The organism is Flavivirga aquimarina (assembly GCF_030540835.1).
In the GTDB taxonomy this organism is placed as follows: domain Bacteria; phylum Bacteroidota; class Bacteroidia; order Flavobacteriales; family Flavobacteriaceae; genus Flavivirga; species Flavivirga aquimarina.
This window is the reverse complement of sequence record NZ_JAUOEK010000140.1, coordinates 30027-47334: the sequence shown is the minus strand read 5'-3', so window position 1 is coordinate 47334 and position 17308 is coordinate 30027. Positions and strand designations below refer to the sequence as shown.

The following is a 17308-nucleotide window of genomic DNA, read 5'->3' as shown; positions in this document are numbered from 1 at the left end:
TTTTAGATTAAAAAACAATATATATTTAAAAATTGAGAAAATAAAACTATCCATATTGTTTATTGTAGATTATATATTTATAATATACTGATTTTTGTGTATATTGATGAAAATTTTTCAATTATGATATTTGATGCTATAGACAGAAAATTACTGGATTATTTACAAGCAGATAGTAAACAAACAAATAAAGAGCTTTCTAATAAACTAAACCTTTCTGTAACGGCGGTTTATGAACGTATTAAAAAACTAGAAAGAGAAGGCTATATTAATAAATATGTGGCCTTAGTAAATAAACAACAAGTGGATAGGGCTTTTGTCGCATTTTGTCATATCAAATTGGTGCAGCACAGTCAGGAATATGTCGTAAAGTTTGAAAAAGAGGTTGCTAAAATAAAAGAAGTGCTAGAATGTTATCATATTAGTGGTGATTACGACTACTTATTAAAGGTTTTAGTAAAGGATATGCACTCTTTTCGTGAATTTATGGTTAAAAAGTTAACTACAATCGATCATATTGGTAGTACCCATAGTATGTTTGTAATAAACGAAGTAAAACACACCACAGCAATTAATATATAATATGAATACTGTTAGATATAAAATAGTTGAGTTTTTAATTATTTTCATTCTACTACCCGTTAGTTTTGTTATTGATTATTCTATAAAACTTAAAATGGGTATTGGAGGTATTGGATTTTTATATATTATTTACGTGCTATTGAAAGTTGAAAAGAGAAAAATTAAAATAGGCCCCAATCTAAAATGGCGTATTTTTTGGAGACAAACCTTTTTTAAATTAGTCGTTATTGCCATTATTACGACATTGTTTGTTTGGTTAACCGATAGTAAATCACTTTTTAGTGTACTATTAGAGAAACCCAAATTGTGGGTTTTTATATTATTTATTTATAGTTTTTTTTCGGTATATCCACAAGAAATCATTTATAGAACTTTTTATTTTCAGCGTTATAAGGGGTTATTTAAAAGTGAATTGCTGTTTATTTTTGTTAATGCTATTATATTTTCTTTAGGTCATATTTTTTTTAAGAATAGTTTAGTCCTTGTATTAACTTTTTTTGGAGGGTTACTGTTTGCCTTAACATATAAAAAGACAGAATCTACACTATTAGTCTCTATAGAGCATACCATTTATGGGTGTTGGCTATTCACAGTTGGAATGGGAAGTATGCTTGGATTTCCTGCATAATTCATCGATAAGTTTACAACTTTGTAAAAAAACTACTATTATTAAATCTTTTTCTTATTTTTAGCCTGCTATTTAATTTTAACTAATTTAACTAACAACATTAAAAACATGAAAAAATTAAGCTATATTATTTTGGGCTTTATTATTGGGGCAGTATTAACGTATTATTTTTGTCCAAAAAGCATTGACACAGAAACCATGGAAACAAAAGTGAAAACTGCAGAAGAATTAGTAAGACCAGATGGAGCTATTGAACAGGATTATGCTCAAAAATTAAACAAAAATTGGACTGAGTATAGAGAACCGGCAGTAGATTCTGCAGCTCAAAGACAAGGAAGGGAAAAAGATAACCGTTGGACAGAATGGTCTTTAGAAGAGCTTGAAGAATACTTGGTTTACTCACAAGGCATGGCAGATCTCTTAGGCTATAAAATGAACGGAGTTCGTGTTTATTTAGGTGTTTATGGAGAAGATTCAGGGCCTAAAAAAAAGAATTTAACAACCATGTTTATAGTACCTAGAGGAAAGAAAAAACAAGAAGCGGCTAGTATGATCCCTTTTAGTTTTCAAAACCGTAATAAAAATCTTCCTATTGATCCTCTTAATGATGGAAATGGAGGCTCAGGTGGATATGAGTAAATTATATGGATGAGTTTATAAGGCAAAACTATCGCTTTATAAATAGCAGTATAGAAATACTGGCAGCTGTAACAGGTTTGTTGTTTTATAAAAAATATAAACTTACTGCTGCCAAATATTTTATATATTTTTTGGTTTATCTAACTATTTGTGATTTTATTAGCCTTTATACACGATTTGTAAGACCTGACAGGTTTTTAAGTTTTTTTATAGGGACTGTTTTTGAAAAAAATCATTGGTGGTCTACACTGTATTGGAAAATAGGTGCTATTTTATTTTTCGGCTTTTATTATTATATAATTCTTAAAGTAAAGCGTTTTAGAAATATTATAAAATTAGGTAGCTTTATTTTCCTTGTTTTTTCATTAATATATATAATTTTAAACTGGGACGATTTTTTTGTTCGCTTTTTCCCTATAATTAGTATACTAGGCGCCGTTATTATACTTATGTGCACTGTGTTTTATTTTATTGAAATATTACAAAGCGATAAAATATTAACCTTTTATAGGTCTATAAACTTTTACATCAGTTTGGCTATATTTATTTGGTGGTTGATTATAACGCCAATAGTATTTTTTGATATATATTATGTATATGATATTAAGAACTCTTTTAGCGATTGGGATTTTGTGGCATTAAGAGGACAAATTTATTTATTTGCTAACATGTTTATGTATTTAACATATACCTTTGCTTTAATATGGTGCAAACTGGAGAACGATTAGCGAGTACCGCTTCAGAACGCTATTTACTGGTGTATATGATTACTGTTTTAGTAATTGTAACTTCATTGGTAATTATCTTTTTTGTGGTATTTCAAAAAAGAAAAAACAAACTGTTGTTAGATAAAATAAAACAACAGCAAGCTTTTGAAGAGGAAATAGCACAAGCACAAACAGAAATACAAGAGCAAACGCTTAAAAATGTGGGTTGGGAATTGCATGATAATGTAGGGCAATTATTATCGTTTGCTAATATCCAGTTAAACATTTTAAAAATGCAAGTAGCAGATGATGTAAAAGAGAAGTTTAAAGACACCTCTGATGCTCTTAAAAACAGTTTGTCTGAAGTACGTGCACTTTCTAAAACATTAAATAATGAGGTTGTTTTAAATATTGGTTTTGAAAAGTCTATCACTAATGAATTAAATAGACTTAAAAAAATGAAGTTCGCTTCTACTGAACTAAAAACAATAGGAGAGAAGGTTCATTTTACTAACCAAAAACATGAAATTATTATTTTTAGAATATTACAAGAGTTTATGTCTAATTCGGTAAAATATTCTAAAGCAGAAAACCTGACTATTACAATTGAGTATCAAATAGAAAACTTGAAAATTACTGCAATAGATGATGGTAAAGGATTTGATATTAATGAAATAGAAAAAGGATCTGGATTAATAAACATGAAAAGCCGGGCATCGTTAATTAATGCAAAATTAGATTTGTCATCCAAACCTAATGAAGGAGTACAATTGACGATAAATTATCCTATTCCCTAATATCTAAGAGAAATACTTAAACATTTTTTTTAAAAGTGTTAATTTCCCTTTATAAGGCGCGTATCTTACACTAGGGTCGGTCCAATTTCCTCGTTTGGATATGGACTTATTGTGTGAAAACGTATCGAAACCTGTTTTTCCATGATAAGCCCCCATACCACTGGATCCAATACCTCCAAAAGGTAATCTGTGATTTCCAAAATGAATTAACAGATCGTTTACCGCACCACCACCAAAACTATATTTTTTAATAGTTTGATCAACAAAAGAGCTATTGTTTGAAAATACATAAAGTGCTAATGGTTTTTCGTAATTCCATATAATATCTTCTATATCTTGCTCGGTGTTATAAGTTAGAATAGGTAAAACAGGTCCGAAAATTTCATCACTCATTATTCTACTATCCAGATCTGGAACGTCAATTAATGTAGGAGCGATATAACAATCCTCAACATCTATATCTCCACCAAAAACCACATGAGAGTCTTCTAGCATGTTAGCTATTCTTAACGCATTTTTTTTGTTAATAATTCTAGGTAAGTCGGGAGATTCTTTTGGGTTTACACCATACCTTTTAACGATTTCGTTTTTTAAAGTTTCAATAAAAACCTCTTTGATGTTAGATTTTATAATAATGTAATCGGCAGAAATACATGTTTGTCCGGCGTTTAAAAACTTTCCCCAGGAAATACGTCGTGCAGCCAGTTTTAAATCAACCGTGTCATCAATAATGCATGGTGATTTTCCACCCAGTTCTAAAGTAACAGGAGTTAGGTGTTTTGCAGCTGCTTTAGCCACAATTTTTCCAACGGGAACACTGCCAGTAAAAAATATGTAGTCCCACTTTTGAGCCAGTAACTCTGTGGCAGTTTCAACACCGCCTTCAACAGATATTGCAACAGTTTCTGGGAATGTTTTTTGAACAATGTCTGTGATAATCTGCGATGTATGTTGAGTTAATTCACTGGGTTTTAAAACAATCGTATTTCCAGCAGCAATGGCCATGATTAAAGGCTCTATGGCTAATAAAAACGGATAATTCCAAGGTGCAATTATTAAGACATTACCGTAAGGTTCTTTGTAGATATAATCTTGAGAAGGAAATGTGAGCATCGATGCTTTCACCCGTTTTGGTTTAGCCCATTTTTTAAGGTTTTTAATAACTAAGTCTAACTCAGAAATTACCAATCCGAATTCACTAATAAACGTTTCGAATGCTGGTTTTTTAAAATCATTTTTTAAGGCATCATAGATAGCTTGTTCGTTAGACACTATTTCTTGCTTTAATGCTTTTAAAAGTGATAATCTATAAGGTATGTCTTTCGTTTTTTGAGATTTAAAAAACGTCTTTTGTTTAGAAAGTATTTTAGGTATGGTATCCAAAAAGTCTTTTTTATAAAGATATTCAAAATTATGCTAAACAAGCATCCCAAATAGCATCTTTTGGCAGTGGTGCAGTTATGTTTATGACTTCTTTAGATACAGGATGTATGAATTGTATCTGTCTAGCATGTAAATGGATACCGGCATCTTTATTGCTTCTATCGAAACCGTATTTTAAATCCCCTTTAATAGGGCAACCAATACTTGATAACTGTGTGCGTATTTGGTGGTGCCTGCCAGTTTCAAGAGTTACTTCCAGTAAGTAATAATTATTGAGTTTCTTAATGGTTTTATAATGAAGAACAGCTCTTTTACTGTTGGAGACTTCCTTAGAGTAAGCAAAAGATTTGTTGTTTTTGGGATTCTTTTTTAACCAACTTATTAGTGTATCATGATGTTTAGGAGGTTCATTTTTAACGATTGCCCAATAAGATTTACTAATGTCTTTTGAAACAAATAATTTGTTAAGTCTTGGTAATGCTTTACTAGTCTTTGCAAAAATAACCAGCCCTGTAGTAGGTCTGTCAAGCCTGTGTACAGTTCCTAAAAACACATTACCCGGTTTGTTGTATTTGTCTTTAATATATTCTTTAACGACATCACTTAATGGTTTATCTTCTGTTTTATCACCCTGTACGATGTCTCCAACACGCTTATTAATTATAATAATGTGATTATCTTCATATAATACTTGAAGGTTATTTTTATTGGATAAGATTTTTTCAGCCACTAATACACGAATAATTTTGTTTACTGAGACTAATATTGTTCGTCTGCGCTAGGGAAATCTAAACTCTTAACATCTGCCACATATTGCTGCATCGCTTTGGTCATATCTTCATATAGGTTAAGATACCTACGTAAGAATCTAGGATTAAACTCATGAGTCATCCCCAGCATATCGTGTAAAACTAATACTTGACCATCTACACCATTTCCTGCTCCGATACCAATGATTGGTATTTTTACACTTTCGGCTACTTTTTGTGCAAGCATAGCAGGTATTTTTTCTAAAACAATGGCAAAGCATCCAATACGTTCCAGCATTTTAGCATCTTCAATAAGTCTTTCGGCTTCTTCTTCTTCTTTAGCTCTTACCGTGTACGTTCCAAATTTATAAATAGATTGTGGTGTTAAACCCAAATGCCCCATAACCGGAATACCAGCATTTAAAATACGTTTAATAGATTCTTTAATTTCTTTTCCTCCTTCTAATTTAACAGAATGAGCACCGCTTTCTTTCATAATTCTAATAGCAGATCGTAAGGCTTCTTTGGGGTCGCTTTGGTAGCTACCAAAAGGTAAATCTACAACCACTAAAGCACGATATATAGCACGAATTACAGAAGATGCATGGTATATCATTTGATCTAAAGTAATAGGTAAAGTTGTTTCATGTCCTGCCATGACGTTACTGGCAGAATCTCCGACAAGAATAACATCTACACCAGCACCGTCAACAATTTTTGCCATCGTATAATCGTATGCAGTAAGCATCGATATTTTTTCACCATTGGCTTTCATGTCAACCAATGATTTTACGGTAACGCGTTTATATTCTTTCTTTACTGTAGACATAATTTCTTATTTAATTTTAAAGATAGCACGTAAAAGTAATAAATTAACTGTTAAATTTTTCTTTAAGTAGCATCACTATTATAAATGTTGTATTATTTTAGTTTAGAACTTATAATTATGATACGTTTTATAATCTATTTAGTGCTTTTAATGACTGCTACTGTTTTTGGTCAAGAGGAAGAAAAAATAAAAGTAAAAGCTACTGTTGATACTTTTTTTGAAGGATTTCATAAAGGAGACACGACACTTATGAAATCTGTTATGGCAGATAAAATAATTTTGCAGACTGCTTATAGAAATAAGGAAGGTAAAGATATTTTAGTCACAGACAAGCCAGAACAATTAATACGTGCCATTGCAGATAGAACTTCGGATCAAAAATGGGATGAACGTTTATTAAGTTATAGCATTCAAGTAGATGGTAATATGGCCAATGCCTGGACACCTTATGAGTTTTGGTTTAATGACGCGTTTAGTCATTGTGGCGTTAATTCGTTTCAATTGTTTAAAGATGGAGTCCAATGGAAGATTATTTACTTAATTGATACTCGGAGGAAGTCTACTTGTGATAAATAGGATGTTTTAGTTGATGTATTTACTTTAGCTACAAAATAGGAGCTAGGAATGAGTGAGAACTTGTATATATTCGTTGTGTTCAAGAAAAACTACTAGCCCGATCCTAATGTTATTAAGTTAAGGCTATTTATTTATGTCTGTTCGAGGCGCAGTCGAGAACTCATCATTCTAATAAATAAAGAGGTTTCGACTTTAGCTTGTCTTGAGCGGAGCCGAAAGGCTCAACCGGACAATTGAGCTCTTAAAATCTTTAACTTAATGATTGAGTTCGACCCGACAAGGATACCTCAAAAAAAATAATCTAACAATCTGCCATATTTACTCCAACAGCCAAACCGCCTTCAGAAGTTTCTTTATATTTTGTATGCATGTCTTTTGCGGTTTCCCACATGGTTGAAACGACTTTGTCTAACGGTACTTTTACGTTTTTCGGATCTGTATCTAAAGCCATTTCGGCCGCATTTATAGCTTTAATGGCACCCATGGCATTACGTTCGATACAGGGGATTTGTACCAATCCGCCAATTGGGTCGCAGGTTAAACCTAAATGATGTTCCATAGCGATTTCTGCAGCAACAAGTACTTGGTCTGGTGTACCTCCTAGAAGTTCACAAAGTGCCCCGGAAGCCATAGCTGACGATACTCCAATTTCTGCCTGACAACCTCCCATAGCTGCACTTATTGTTGCTCCTTTTTTAAAGATGCTACCAATTTCGCCAGCAACTAATAAAAAGCGTTTAATATCTTCAAAATTGGCATCATGATTTTCAATCACTAAATAATACATTAATACAGCAGGGATTACTCCGGCACTTCCATTGGTAGGAGCCGTAACAACTCTTCCTAATGAGGCATTAACTTCGTTTACTGCAAGTGCAAAACAGCTAACCCATTTTAGAATTTGTCGAAATTTAACTTCGGTATCTCTTATGGCATAAACCCATTCCACTGGCGTTGCATAAGTCTTTTCTCCTTTTAAACTTTGATGGGTATCAAAAGCACGACGTCTCACATTTAATCCTCCGGGAAGATTGCCTTCTGTATGACAACCTATATACATACATTCAAGCATGGTATCCCAAATGCGTTTTAACTCTAAGTCTATTTCTTTTTCTGAACGAATTGATTTTTCATTTTCTAAAACAACTTCAGAGATTGATTTATTTAAAGTTTCGCAAAATTGTAAAAGTTCTGTTCCCTTATCAATAGGGTAGGGAAAAGAACATTTAATTTCAAAATTTTTCTTAGAGTTTTCGAGTTCTTCTTTAACTACAAAACCTCCACCAATGGAATAAAAAGTTGATGTTGTGCTTTTTCCATTTATAATAGCAGTAAAGACTAATCCGTTTGAATGAAATGGCAAAAACTTCTTATTAAAAACAATATCGGTTTCTATATTAAAAGTTACAGACTTTTCATTATTAAAGCGTAATGTTTTGGTCTTTTTAATTTCTGCAATAATAGAAGCAATAGTCTCTGTAGGTATTGTTTCTGGGTCAGAACCACTTAATCCTAGCATTACAGCAAGATCTGTGGCATGTCCTTTTCCTGTTAATGATAAAGAGCCATACAGATCCACAGTTATTTTTTCAACCTTATCAAAATTATTGGCGTCTTTTAACTCTTTAATCCACCTCTCAGCAGCTCTCCAAGGCCCTAATGTATGCGAACTTGATGGCCCTACACCAATTTTTAACATGTCAAAAACAGAAATACACTCCATGTAACTATATCGTTTTAGTAACGCAAATATAGATTGTTTTACCAGATCTAATAAGATTCTTTAAAATAATGTATCTACAAATGACAGCTTGTCAGTATTTTTCAAATGGCATAGTGATTGACTATTACAAATCGAGTTTAAAAAGAACATTCAACATATTTAAAGTATAAAATATTATGAGCAAAATTATTGGAATCGATTTAGGAACAACTAACTCTTGCGTTTCTGTAATGGAGGGTAATGAGCCTGTTGTAATTCCAAACGCAGAAGGAAAGCGTACTACGCCATCGGTTATCGCATTTGTAGAAGGTGGCGAAATTAAAGTTGGTGACCCGGCTAAACGTCAAGCAGTTACTAACCCAACAAAAACGGTTTATTCTATTAAGCGTTTTATGGGGAATAAATATTCTGAATCTAAGAAAGAAGCAGAGCGTGTACCTTATACAGTTGTAAAAGGCGATAATGATACACCTCGAGTAGATATTGATGGTCGTTTATATACGCCACAAGAATTATCGGCTATGATTCTTCAAAAAATGAAGAAAACGGCTGAAGATTATTTAGGAGCCGATGTAAGCGAGGCAGTTATTACTGTACCTGCTTATTTTAATGATGCACAACGTCAGGCAACTAAAGAAGCTGGAGAGATTGCAGGTTTAAAAGTTCGTAGAATTATAAACGAACCTACAGCAGCAGCTTTGGCTTATGGTATGGACAAAAAAGGGACAGACCAAAAAATAGTTGTTTTTGATTTTGGTGGAGGAACACATGATGTATCTATCCTAGAATTAGGTGATGGTGTATTTGAAGTATTATCTACAGATGGTGATACGCATTTAGGTGGTGATGATGTAGATGAAAAAATCATTAACTGGTTGGCAGATGAGTTTAAAGCAGAGGAGTCTATGGATTTGAGAGAAGATCCTATGTCTTTACAACGTTTAAAGGAAGCTGCGGAAAAAGCTAAGATTGAATTATCATCTTCTGAGCAAACAGAAATCAACTTACCATATATTACGGCTACTGCAAGCGGACCAAAACACTTGGTACGTACATTAACACGTTCTAAATTTGAGCAGTTAATCGACGATTTAGTAAAACGTACTATCGAGCCTTGTCAATCAGCATTAAAAGCTGCTGGTTTATCAAAAAATGATATTGATGAAGTTATCTTGGTAGGTGGTTCTACGCGTATTCCAGCGGTTCAAACGGCTGTTGAAAAATTCTTTGGAAAAACACCAAGTAAAGGAGTAAATCCAGATGAAGTAGTATCGTTAGGAGCAGGAATTCAAGGTGGTGTTTTAACTGGAGATGTTAAAGATGTATTACTTTTAGATGTAACACCTTTATCATTAGGAATTGAAACTATGGGTAATGTTATGACGAAGCTTATTGAGGCTAACACTACGATTCCTACTAAGAAATCGCAAGTATTCTCTACTGCAGCAGATAATCAACCATCAGTTGAAATTCATGTGTTACAGGGAGAAAGAGCCATGGCTGCCGACAATAAAACGATTGGTCGTTTTCACTTAGATGGTATTCCACCAGCAAGACGTGGTACGCCACAAATTGAAGTGACTTTCGATATTGATGCGAATGGAATTATTCATGTAACAGCTACAGATAAAGCAACAAATAAAACACAAGATATTCGTATAGAAGCATCTTCTGGTTTAACAGAGGAGGAAATCGAAAAAATGAAAGCAGATGCAGAAGCAAATGCGGAAGCTGATGCTAAAGCAGCTGAAAGTGCTAAGAAATTAAACGAAGCAGATTCAATGATTTTCCAAACGGAAAAACAATTGGAAGAGTTTGGTGATAAATTATCTGATGATAAAAAGAAACCAATAGAAGAAGCTTTAGAAGAACTTAAAAAAGCTTACGAAACTAAAGATCTTGCTGTTATTGAGCCTGCTTTAGAGAAAATAAACGAAGCTTGGAAAGTTGCTAGTGAAGAAATGTATAAAGCACAGGCAGAAGCTCAAGGAGGAGCTCCAGGACCAGATGCAGGAGCAGGACCTGATGCTAGTCAAAATGGATCAGCTGAAGGAAGTGATGTAGAAGACGTAGACTTCGAGGAAGTAAAGTAAGTAGAGAACCAATTTTGTTAAACAAAATTGAGTGAATCACTTATCCTGAGCGAAGCCGAAGGATCTTAAAAAAGTTAGAATTTAAAAGTAAAAACGCAACTATTTTTAGTTGCGTTTTTACTTTGTTAGTTTTTTAATCGCTTTTAAAACCCATACTTTTGAACGCTAGTAAATCACAATATGTCATTTTTATCTAAAATCAATTCAAATTATAAGCCCAAACGCTTAGCAGTTAAGTTAAATGCCAAAGGCGAGCAGTTTGTAATTAAAGAACATCCATGGGTGTTTTCAAATAATATTGTTAAGATTAATGATGGTGCAAAAACCGGAGATTTAGCAATTGTTTTTAGTAAAAACAAAAACAGAGTTATTGGTTTGGGCTTGTATGATGCGAATTCCCCTATTCGTATTAAAATGTTGCATAGTAGTTTGGAAAAAGCTGAAATTAATGCCGATTTTTTTCACCATAAAATAGAAGAAGCCTATCATAAGCGCTCCGATTTATTAAAAACAAATACAACAAGTTATCGCTTGTTGTTTGGGGAGAACGATGGATTCCCTGGTTTAATAGCAGATGTTTATAACAAAGTTTTAGTTGTAAAAATATATTCCGAGATTTGGTTACCATATTTAGAACCTATTTTAAAAAGTTTACAAGAAGTTTCTAATGCAGACACAGTTGTTATTCGTTTAAGTCGTGGGTTACAACAATCTAAAAACCATCAATTAAAAGATGGTGACGTCGTTTTCGGAATCTTAGAAAATGAAGTAGTACAATTTATAGAGCACGGTGTACAATTTTCAGCAAACGTTATTAAAGGGCATAAAACGGGTTATTTTTTAGATCATAGGTATAATAGAAAGCGTGTTGGAGAACTTAGCAAAAATAAAACTGTTTTAGATGTGTTCTCTTATGCCGGTGGGTTTTCTGTACATGCTTTATTTCATGGAGCAAAATCGGTTACAAGTTTAGATATAAGTAAACAAGCATTAGAAATTGCTTACCAAAATGGTAAACTTAATGCTTATAAAGGAAAACATGTTACTATTGCCGGTGATGCTTTTGTTGAGCTAAAAAAATTAATTAAAAACAAACAAACTTTTGATGTGGTAGTTATTGATCCACCAAGTTTTGCAAAGCAACAATCTGAAATAGATCTTGCAAAAAGAAAATACACACAATTAGCAGAATTAGGTGTTAAATTAACTGCTGGTAAAGGGCTTTTAGTTTTAGCATCTTGTTCCTCTAGAGTCTTAGCACAATCCTTTTTTGATATTAATTTACAGGTATTAAACAATCAGACAAGACCGTTTACTAATACTTTAAATACGTTTCATGATATTGACCATCCAGTTAGTTTTCCTGAAGGCGCTTATTTAAAATGTGGGTATTATCAATTTAAGTAGTAATTGATCCCATCTTACTAGAATTTAATTTATAGGCAAATTTTGGTATGTTCTGTATGTTATTCAGATTGTTTGTTAATGTAATTTAAAAGGTTTCCAAAAAATAATTTAAATAAACATTAATTACTATGCATGCATAATATTTATTATATTTGTTTAAATTATTTTTAAAATGGAAGCAAAGCTTACAGAACTTCTTGGCATTAAGCATCCAATAATTCAAGCCCCCATGTTTTTAGTGTCTAATGTAGCCATGGTTACAGAAGCAATGAAAGGTGGTATTGCTGGTTGTATTCCTGCTCTTAATTATAGAACACTTGAAGAATTACGCTCGGCCATAAAAGAATTAAAAGCAAATAGGGTAGAAGGTGGTTCTTTCGGGTTTAACTTAATTGTTAATAAATCCAATGTTAAATATAAAGGACAGTTAGAAGTAATTTGTGAAGAGGGGTGTGATTTTATTATCACATCTTTAGGAAGTCCGGAAGAAACGATTAATCAAGCACATAAAGTTGGTATTAAAGTGTTTTGTGATGTGGTAGATTTGAAATTTGCAAAAAAAGTAGAACAACTTGGAGCAGATGCCATTATAGCTGTAAACAATCAGGCAGGAGGTCACCGAGGCGATAAATCACCAGAAGACTTAATTAAAGAATTAAGTTCTAGTTGTAATATACCTATAATTTCTGCTGGTGGTGTTGGTAGTAAGGTAGATATTGATAGAATGTTAGGGTATGGAGCCGCAGGAGTATCGGTGGGAAGCCCTTTTATAGCCTCTGTAGAAGCTTATGTTACAGATGAATACAAGCAAGCTTGTGTTGATTATGGCGCTAAAGATATTGTTATGACTGAACGTATTTCTGGAACACCGTGTACTGTTATTAATACACCTTACGTTCAAAAAATAGGTACTAAACAAACTTGGTTAGAGTCCGTATTGAATAAAAATAGAAAACTTAAAAAATGGGTTAAAATGATTCGGTTTTCTATAGGTATGAACGCCACAAAAAATGCGGCTACTAAAGCAACTTATAAAACGGTTTGGGTAGCTGGACCTAGCATTGAGCATACCAAAAAAATTCTCCCAACAAAGAGTATTATTGATCGTTTGGTTAATTGACCAAGGCTACATTTCTTCTTTTTTTCTTGTTTTTGTTTTTGCCAACAAATAAGCTAATAGTAGTACTGGCAGTTAAACCTCCTAAGGAAGTAGCTACTAGTTCGCCGGTATCAAAACGGTTAAGTTCTTTATTACTATCGTAAACCTCTTTAGCTAAACCAGCCAGTGCAGAAGCTCCTAAGCTAAACCAAAAAGCTTTTTTCTTGTCTTTTGTTGTAGTATAAACAACCGTATATGTTGTTGCCGATATTAAGGCACCTGCTCCAAAGTGTAGTTTATCATCAGTTGATATAAATTGTGCATGACATAAACCTGTAAAGGATAATACTAAAGTTATAATAATAGTTTTCATTAAATGTTATGTTTAGTCTTTATGGTATAAGTTTATATAATTTTTACGACCAGACTAACAAAAACTTGTTGAAATACAATTTTATTTGATAGCAGGAGCTTTTTAATGTTATAATAACTATTTTTGATTATCAAATTCTTGATCACAATTAATGCAAATAAAAACAGAAGCTCAACTGCGTGATTTATATGGTTTTCCTAGTGGAAGATCTAAAAATAAAGTACTTACTACCTTAGAAAAACATGCTATTCATTTTATAGAAAAGTCTTCTTTTTTAGTTATGTCTACATGCAATATTGAGAATAAACTAGATGCTTCACCTAGAGGTGGAACCCCTGGGTTTGTTAAAGTATTAAATAAGAATGAAATCGTAATTCCTGATGCTAAAGGAAATAATATTACAGATAGCTTAAGTAATATTTTGGAAACCGGTACAGTTGGTTTATTATTTTTAATACCAGGAATAGACGAAACACTACGTGTTAATGGTCGCGCTTTTATTAGTAAAGATGATCGATATTTAGAATTGTTTGCTTCAGATAAAAATCAGCCTAAAGCATGTGTTGTTGTTACGATTGAAGAATTGTTTTTGCATTGTGCCAAGGCCTTTATGCGTTCTAAATTATGGGATGAAGGGGCGAAGATTGATAGAAAATCGTTTCCAACTATGGGGCAAATGTTAAAGGACCAATTAGGGGCTAGTGAAGTTCCTGAATCCAGAGAAGATATGATTAAGCGGTACGAAAAGGATTTATAATTTTTGATTTTCCTTTTTCTTCCCTAAATACCAAAATATAAATAACCCTATAACTACAAGTACACCAAGTAAAATTAGAAACTTTACTATAACAATTATACCGTCAAAAAAGCCATTGTTATTTGATGAAAAATTAGATACTGAAAAATTTTCAGGAATATAAATTGAATAACCGGTAGTTCGGTCTATTTTTTTTATATCTTGAATATATTGTTTATATTCTTTCTTAGTGATATAGTCTTTTTGAGTTTTTAAATAATAATAAAGATCAACTACTTTTTGTTTTTCGTCATAGTCGACTTTCCATTCATAATAAAAACCCGGTGAGTTTACATATAGTTTCTCATTTTCAATACCCCAATGTGTTGGTAGGTTAATTTTAATTTTATGTTCTCTAATTAATGGATATGCCATAAATAACTCTGTAGTTCTTTTATCTTTCGTTGGCATATATAAAGTATTTAAAAGGCTACTAGGAGTAAAGGATACAGAAATATAATTTTCCTTTTCTAACATTGGTTGCCAAATACTATCTATTTGATATTCTTCAAATACTCTAAAAATATTACTATATAATTCATCTTTAAATTTTGGCTTCTCTACAGATGATACATTATAATAATAGCTAGAATAGAATTTTTCATATTCTTTCTGAATAGAATTCATACTATTATTTTTATAATAATTACGCATATTATCAGCTTCAGAATCATAATAAGTAGTTACTACTTTTAAACGAGCTCCTTTGCCAACTTCTTTAATAGTATATTCTTCTTGTGTTTCTACCTTATTTTCTGAATAAGGAGCGATTTCGTCAAAATCGTCGTTTCCTTCTTTTATTACTAAACCAAACCTATAGTCTGGAAAATAAGTGCTATCATAATCTCCTCCCTGATTAGAAATTGTAGGATCATAGTAAAAGCTACTTTTTTGGTGTATTACTTTTACAACACAATGATCAAAAAATTTAGGAGATGGTAGTAAATCTTTTATGGTTTGCTTTAAAGACGTATTTACAAACATAGGATATGCTTCGATATTCATTTTATTTAGCATAGTAACCATTAATAAGCTCTTATCTTTACAATCTCCAAATCGTTGATTAAAAACTTGATTCGGAGAAAATGGTTTATAACTTCCAATCCCAGATTCTAAACCTAAATATCTTATTTCATTTTGTACAAAGTTTAAAGTAGATTTTATTTTTTCCCCAGTTGTTTTATCGCTGGAATTAATCTCATCAATCTTAGCTTGTAGATCAGAGTCAACATTTTTACTTATTGTGTAAACATCTACACCCCAACTTACTACATCTTTCCATGAATTAATTTCACTAACAAAAACAGATTCATAAATGAGTTTCCAAGAGGGAGTGTTTTCTTCGTAATCTAACTTTTTGGTATTGGTAGTTTCCCAATGATATTTATGTAGGTTATTTATTTTAGAAATTATAGGTTTAATAGATGTATTAAAAGATTTATATTCTAACTTATTTTTTGATAAAAGAGTAACATTTATTTTTCCAGCAGATTCAAAATTATTTAAATAAAAATTGCTTGAGAAGATGTTTTTGTGGATTGGATTAAAACCAACAATTGAGTATGAATAATCTATGATGTCATCTGTTCTAACATCAGAAATGTTCATTACTGCAGATAAGGAGCCATCATACAAATAGTTTTCGGCATTCAGTTCACGCCTCATAACTTGAATATTAGAAACATTTAGTTTGTTTATAACTTTACCGTTTCTAATAATATTTATTTTATGAAATTTTAACTTTTGATAGCTCGGATCATAACTAATATTAATAGTAGAGGCATTTTGAATACCAACATTATCAGTGATTTTAGTTGTTAGTCTGTTAAATAATGTCTGTTTTGGTATATTTATTTGAGTATCAAAAAGTAGAATATACGTTCCAGCAGCTACCTCACTTTTATCTATTTCAGATGTTGAATAACTTATCTCATCTATCCAAGAAGGCTCAATTTCTTTTGTTACTTGAGAATACGTTTTTGAAAAAAAACTAAAACTAACAAATAAGCCAATAAAAATGTGTCTCATAAACTGTGAAATTTTACCTATGTAAATGTAATTGTTTGTTATTTACTCACAAACTTTATATGATAAATATTGCAAAGAATTAAATTCATTAGCTCAAAAAATGGTTTGCCAACAAAGTCTGGTTAAATATATGTTGAGTGTCTTTTAATTCTAAAAAAGCCATATATTTGAGTATTCTTTTAAAGGTTTAGTTAAACACTAAATTACTAAAGGGTTGTGTTAAAATTACAAGCTGCCGCGCAACTGTAAGTAATAGTAATTCATTGCAAGCCAGACACTTTCCTTTAAAGTTGATAATAGTGCTTTTGTGATTCAAGGCAAATCAAGACAAACGTAATGTTCAACTTAAGTTATTTTACTTAGTTGGTGTCTAGCTCCTTTTATCCCTGCACAAAATACAGAAGCAATGAAAAAGAAACCACATCTACTTCGAGGTCCTTTAAAATGTTGGGATATTTTTTCAATGCATTTAGTAGAACAAGCTACTGATTTTATGAAGCATGAAGAAATTGAGGTTTTAAATAGTTTCAAAAACAAATTTGATTGGTCTTTTGATGTTGAAACTATAATAACCAATAAAGAGTTTCAAGCTTTAGTTTTAACCGATTTCAAACAAGAAATTCAGTGGGTAAATAAGGGGTTTACAAAAATGACAGGATATTCTGCTAAATATGCAAAAGGAAAAAAACCTAATTTTTTACAGGGTAAAGATACATCTCCCAAAACTTTAAACAATATACGCGGTTATTTAAAAGAGGATATTCATTTTAAAGAAACCATTGCTAATTATAGAAAAAATGGAGAGATGTATTATTGTAATATTGAAATCTACCCTCTTAAAGATGCTACAAATGCTACAACACACCTTTTAGCTTTAGAAAAAGAAGTTAGACTTTAAA

At 31.9% G+C, this 17308-nt stretch carries 17 protein-coding genes and 1 riboswitch; of the genes, 11 read left to right on the top strand and 6 right to left on the bottom strand.

Annotated features, from left to right (window positions below):
* Positions 1-123 precede the first annotated feature (123 nt).
* From Q4Q35_RS14480 to Q4Q35_RS14460, 5 genes are all read left to right on the top strand, one after another.
* Positions 124-582, top strand: a complete 459-nt coding sequence (locus Q4Q35_RS14480; RefSeq protein ID WP_303278710.1) for an Lrp/AsnC family transcriptional regulator — start codon at positions 124-126, stop codon at positions 580-582.
* Between the two features lies 1 nt (position 583).
* A complete protein-coding gene (locus Q4Q35_RS14475; RefSeq protein WP_303278709.1) occupies positions 584-1210 on the top strand; it encodes a CPBP family intramembrane glutamic endopeptidase in 627 nt (208 codons plus the stop codon).
* Between the two features lie 108 nt (positions 1211-1318).
* Positions 1319-1849, top strand: coding sequence for a hypothetical protein (locus Q4Q35_RS14470; RefSeq protein WP_303278708.1), 531 nt, complete (start codon positions 1319-1321; stop codon positions 1847-1849).
* Between the two features lie 5 nt (positions 1850-1854).
* Positions 1855-2577, top strand: a complete 723-nt coding sequence (locus Q4Q35_RS14465; protein ID WP_303278707.1) for a hypothetical protein — start codon at positions 1855-1857, stop codon at positions 2575-2577.
* Positions 2553-3353 carry a sensor histidine kinase gene (locus tag Q4Q35_RS14460; protein WP_303278706.1) on the top strand — a complete coding sequence of 267 codons (801 nt, stop codon included), beginning with the start codon at positions 2553-2555 and terminating at the stop codon, positions 3351-3353. The genes Q4Q35_RS14465 and Q4Q35_RS14460 overlap by 25 nt, the downstream gene beginning before the upstream one ends.
* A gap of 3 nt (positions 3354-3356) precedes the next feature.
* Here the strand turns inward: Q4Q35_RS14460 and Q4Q35_RS14455 are convergent, their stop codons facing one another.
* Genes Q4Q35_RS14455 through panB form a run of 3 tightly spaced genes read right to left on the bottom strand, consistent with a single transcriptional unit; the run spans position 3357 to position 6314 of the window.
* On the bottom strand, positions 3357-4727 hold the full coding sequence (locus Q4Q35_RS14455; RefSeq protein WP_437439750.1) for an aldehyde dehydrogenase: 1371 nt from the start codon (positions 4725-4727) through the stop codon (positions 3357-3359).
* A gap of 37 nt (positions 4728-4764) precedes the next feature.
* Entirely contained in the window at positions 4765-5466 is a 702-nt protein-coding gene (locus Q4Q35_RS14450) for an RluA family pseudouridine synthase (protein ID WP_303278704.1), read from the bottom strand.
* A gap of 29 nt (positions 5467-5495) precedes the next feature.
* Positions 5496-6314 carry a 3-methyl-2-oxobutanoate hydroxymethyltransferase gene (panB, locus tag Q4Q35_RS14445; protein WP_303278703.1) on the bottom strand — a complete coding sequence of 273 codons (819 nt, stop codon included), beginning with the start codon at positions 6312-6314 and terminating at the stop codon, positions 5496-5498.
* Positions 6315-6431: 117 nt separating this feature from the next.
* Here panB and Q4Q35_RS14440 point away from each other — a divergent pair, with 117 nt between their 5' ends.
* Positions 6432-6890, top strand: a complete 459-nt coding sequence (locus Q4Q35_RS14440; protein ID WP_303278702.1) for a nuclear transport factor 2 family protein — start codon at positions 6432-6434, stop codon at positions 6888-6890.
* A 301-nt stretch (positions 6891-7191) separates the two neighbouring features.
* Here Q4Q35_RS14440 and Q4Q35_RS14435 read toward each other — a convergent pair whose 3' ends face one another.
* Positions 7192-8613, bottom strand: a complete 1422-nt coding sequence (locus Q4Q35_RS14435; protein WP_303278701.1) for an L-serine ammonia-lyase — start codon at positions 8611-8613, stop codon at positions 7192-7194.
* 176 nt (positions 8614-8789) lie between these two features.
* Here Q4Q35_RS14435 and dnaK point away from each other — a divergent pair, with 176 nt between their 5' ends.
* From dnaK to Q4Q35_RS14420, 3 genes are all read left to right on the top strand, one after another.
* A complete protein-coding gene (dnaK, locus tag Q4Q35_RS14430; protein ID WP_303278699.1) occupies positions 8790-10706 on the top strand; it encodes a molecular chaperone DnaK in 1917 nt (638 codons plus the stop codon).
* A 180-nt stretch (positions 10707-10886) separates the two neighbouring features.
* Positions 10887-12113, top strand: a complete 1227-nt coding sequence (locus Q4Q35_RS14425; RefSeq protein ID WP_303278698.1) for a class I SAM-dependent rRNA methyltransferase — start codon at positions 10887-10889, stop codon at positions 12111-12113.
* Positions 12114-12285: 172 nt separating this feature from the next.
* Complete coding sequence (locus Q4Q35_RS14420; protein WP_303278697.1) at positions 12286-13233, top strand: NAD(P)H-dependent flavin oxidoreductase; 948 nt, start codon at positions 12286-12288, stop codon at positions 13231-13233.
* On the opposite strand, the gene Q4Q35_RS14415 is transcribed toward Q4Q35_RS14420, so the two are convergent.
* Positions 13226-13585 carry a hypothetical protein gene (locus Q4Q35_RS14415; protein WP_303278696.1) on the bottom strand — a complete coding sequence of 120 codons (360 nt, stop codon included), beginning with the start codon at positions 13583-13585 and terminating at the stop codon, positions 13226-13228. The two genes, Q4Q35_RS14420 and Q4Q35_RS14415, sit on opposite strands and share 8 nt — an antisense overlap.
* Positions 13586-13736: 151 nt before the next feature.
* Here Q4Q35_RS14415 and Q4Q35_RS14410 point away from each other — a divergent pair, with 151 nt between their 5' ends.
* On the top strand, positions 13737-14342 hold the full coding sequence (locus tag Q4Q35_RS14410; RefSeq protein ID WP_303278695.1) for an MSMEG_1061 family FMN-dependent PPOX-type flavoprotein: 606 nt from the start codon (positions 13737-13739) through the stop codon (positions 14340-14342).
* Here Q4Q35_RS14410 and Q4Q35_RS14405 read toward each other — a convergent pair.
* Positions 14337-16409, bottom strand: coding sequence for a DUF3857 domain-containing transglutaminase family protein (locus tag Q4Q35_RS14405; RefSeq protein ID WP_303278694.1), 2073 nt, complete (start codon positions 16407-16409; stop codon positions 14337-14339). The two genes, Q4Q35_RS14410 and Q4Q35_RS14405, sit on opposite strands and share 6 nt — an antisense overlap.
* A 166-nt stretch (positions 16410-16575) precedes the next feature.
* A riboswitch (cobalamin riboswitch) is annotated at positions 16576-16709 on the top strand.
* A gap of 106 nt (positions 16710-16815) precedes the next feature.
* Here Q4Q35_RS14405 and Q4Q35_RS14400 point away from each other — a divergent pair.
* A complete protein-coding gene (locus Q4Q35_RS14400; protein ID WP_303278693.1) occupies positions 16816-17307 on the top strand; it encodes a PAS domain-containing protein in 492 nt (163 codons plus the stop codon).
* The last annotated feature ends 1 nt before the right edge of the window (position 17308 follow it).

Bases quoted from the DNA above. Each gene is read 5' to 3' on its own strand.
- Q4Q35_RS14480 (WP_303278710.1), top strand. From the start codon at position 124: ATGATATTTGATGCTATAGACAGAAAATTACTGGATTATTTACAAGCA.
- Q4Q35_RS14475 (WP_303278709.1), top strand. From the start codon at position 584: ATGAATACTGTTAGATATAAAATAGTTGAGTTTTTAATTATTTTCATT.
- Q4Q35_RS14470 (WP_303278708.1), top strand. From the start codon at position 1,319: ATGAAAAAATTAAGCTATATTATTTTGGGCTTTATTATTGGGGCAGTA.
- Q4Q35_RS14465 (WP_303278707.1), top strand. From the start codon at position 1,855: ATGGATGAGTTTATAAGGCAAAACTATCGCTTTATAAATAGCAGTATA.
- Q4Q35_RS14460 (WP_303278706.1), top strand. From the start codon at position 2,553: ATGGTGCAAACTGGAGAACGATTAGCGAGTACCGCTTCAGAACGCTAT.
- panB (WP_303278703.1), bottom strand. From the start codon at position 6,314: ATGTCTACAGTAAAGAAAGAATATAAACGCGTTACCGTAAAATCATTG.
- Q4Q35_RS14440 (WP_303278702.1), top strand. From the start codon at position 6,432: ATGATACGTTTTATAATCTATTTAGTGCTTTTAATGACTGCTACTGTT.
- Q4Q35_RS14435 (WP_303278701.1), bottom strand. From the start codon at position 8,613: ATGGAGTGTATTTCTGTTTTTGACATGTTAAAAATTGGTGTAGGGCCA.
- dnaK (WP_303278699.1), top strand. From the start codon at position 8,790: ATGAGCAAAATTATTGGAATCGATTTAGGAACAACTAACTCTTGCGTT.
- Q4Q35_RS14425 (WP_303278698.1), top strand. From the start codon at position 10,887: ATGTCATTTTTATCTAAAATCAATTCAAATTATAAGCCCAAACGCTTA.
- Q4Q35_RS14420 (WP_303278697.1), top strand. From the start codon at position 12,286: ATGGAAGCAAAGCTTACAGAACTTCTTGGCATTAAGCATCCAATAATT.
- Q4Q35_RS14415 (WP_303278696.1), bottom strand. From the start codon at position 13,585: ATGAAAACTATTATTATAACTTTAGTATTATCCTTTACAGGTTTATGT.
- Q4Q35_RS14410 (WP_303278695.1), top strand. From the start codon at position 13,737: ATGCAAATAAAAACAGAAGCTCAACTGCGTGATTTATATGGTTTTCCT.
- Q4Q35_RS14405 (WP_303278694.1), bottom strand. From the start codon at position 16,409: ATGAGACACATTTTTATTGGCTTATTTGTTAGTTTTAGTTTTTTTTCA.
- Q4Q35_RS14400 (WP_303278693.1), top strand. From the start codon at position 16,816: ATGAAAAAGAAACCACATCTACTTCGAGGTCCTTTAAAATGTTGGGAT.